Below are 2,199 nucleotides of genomic sequence, written 5' to 3'. Positions count from 1 at the left end.
TTTTCCAACAACCGAATCAGACCCCAGGTGCCCTGATAGTCACCCAACAGACGCTCGCCGGTATGCACGCTGGTCCAGGTCAGGCTCGCGCCCGGACGATCACCGACTCCCGGCCAACTGAAACGCTGCCAGAACTCTTTCTGGTTGAAGTACTGATGTCGCACGCCATCGAGGGTGAACGTGGTTTGCACCACATCGCGTACCGGCTTGCCTTGGAGTTCGAAGCTCAGGCCCATGCCGCCGTCGGTGTAGATCACGTCGGCCAGGTGGCTGAGCTGGTTGATCGCCGCCAGGAACTGCGGGTTGAAGCGCAAGCCCTGGCTGTGCCGCGGGTCGGCCAGCCAACGGCTACCTTCCTTGCGCAGCACACCGCTCAGTTGACGCTGCAAAAACTGCTCGATGCGCCCAGAGTCGGCACGAATCATCTGGCCGAGCATGGGCAACGAGGCATCGCTGGGGGTGTCGGCAAACGGGTAGCGGCTGGCGAACGCCTGTTGCCAGTCATGGACAATCGCCCGCTGCCACAGGCTGTTGAGCCCGGCAGCCGAAGGTTGCAGAACCCGCTGCCAGGCCTCATCCAGCGGCTGTACGAAGAGGGTGTGGCCCACCCCGCTCCACTGCGCCCCCAGGCTCGCGGCGATCAGGCTGCCATAGGACCGGGTGTCCGTCAGGTCGATGCGCTTGCCCTGGAACACCGTCTGCGCCAGGGCCTGAGTCATTGCCTGCGGATCGGGCGCCTGGCTCACTTGCTGCAGTTTCAAACGCACACGGGTGACCCGCGTGAGGAAGGCTTGCAGGCTCAACCGCTCGCTCTCGGCCTGGCCCTCGCTGTCTTTGCCCAGCAACGCCAGCAACGGACCGAAGGTGGCTTCCAGTGGGCCATGCGGCACTGGGCTGGGCGGTTCGATCACCGACGCGTGGTCCTGGTCGATCAGCTTTTGCGCGGAGGTGATCAACGCAGCGGCCAGGGCCTGACGGCGAGTGCCCGCCTGCCCCTGATAGGCCAGGGTGTTCATCAGGGCAATCAGCGGCGACTGGCGCACATCGGTCAGCAGGGTCAACTGGTCGATCACATCGGGCAGGCTGGCGGCCTGATGCCAGCGCAGGCGGTTGAGAAAATCCAGCCAGGCGTTGGCGTAGTCCTGAAAGTAGCGTTCGGTGAGGCGTTCCTTGAGCACGGCGGGGGTCAGCTCGGCGGCGATGTCGGTCTGCTTGTCGCTGAGCACCCAATCGATTTCCTCGCGGCGTGCCTCGGCGATGTCACTGATCGCCTGACGCACCTGCCCTTCCCAGGCCTGACGGGTAAAGACCCCCGGTACGCGGGCGTCGCTGTTGAACAGCGCCAGGGCGTCGGTTTCACCGACCATGTCGAGCAGGCTCAGTTCAGGGTATTGAGGGGCCGTCGCCTTGAGGACTTGCTGGTACAGGCTGGTTTCGGCATTGCGCTGGCCCAACTGACCGAGCAGGATCTGGCGGACCTGCGCGACCAACAACGGGTCGGCCTCGATCGCCCACGCCGGGTGCGCCGCCAATTGCTCGCCATAGAACTGCCAGAGGTCCGGCGCCAGGGCTTGCCAGAGCCCCGGCGATACACCGTCGTGCAGCGGTTCGGCGTGGCCCAGGACTTTGCTCAGGAAGTCCGCGTCGGCTTTTTGCGGGCGCGCCAGCATCAGGTAAGCCTTTAACTGTGCGTAGGCGCTGTGTGCCCGCTCGACCCGTTGCGCGCTGCCCGCTGGCAGGTTGATCAAGGCCGTGAGCTGACGGTGCAAATGGGCCGCCGCCGGGTCGCGGATCAAACGGTGGTTGGCTTCGACATAAGGCGGCCACAGCACTTCAAGTAACGCTGGGTTCTGGTTCAGGCCAAAACGCTGATACCAGGGCGTGCCGTGGGTGGCGCGGTAATCCAGACGCCCCAGTTCACGCGCCAGCTCGTTGAGCGCGCTCAGTTGCTCGTCGTGACTCCCCGCCTGCCGCAACGCGGTCAACGCGGTGTGCATCTGGGCGATCTGCACACGGTTGCTGGCGAACGACAGCAATAACCCCGCCCCCCACACCAGCGCCAGTCCCAGCACCAGCGCATAGCCGGCTCGCGGGACGCTCCAGCCCAGCCGGTGGCTGTGGGCAGGATCATCGAGCACGCCCTGCCACACCGGGGCCAGCGGCCAGTCATGTTTCAAGTCATGCGGTGTGCGCCGCACC

Annotated in this window: 1 protein-coding gene; it reads right to left on the bottom strand. The window is 65.2% G+C overall.

Going from position 1 to position 2,199, the window contains the following annotated elements; translation table 11 throughout:
• On the bottom strand, positions 1-2,199 hold a 2,199-nt coding region (locus tag AWM79_RS01395; RefSeq protein ID WP_082712678.1), incomplete at both ends, for an ImcF-related family protein.

Source organism: Pseudomonas agarici, assembly GCF_001543125.1.
Lineage (GTDB): Bacteria > Pseudomonadota > Gammaproteobacteria > Pseudomonadales > Pseudomonadaceae > Aquipseudomonas > Aquipseudomonas agarici.
Note: the sequence above shows the minus strand (reverse complement) of the source record. Positions and strands in the feature narration are given on the sequence as shown.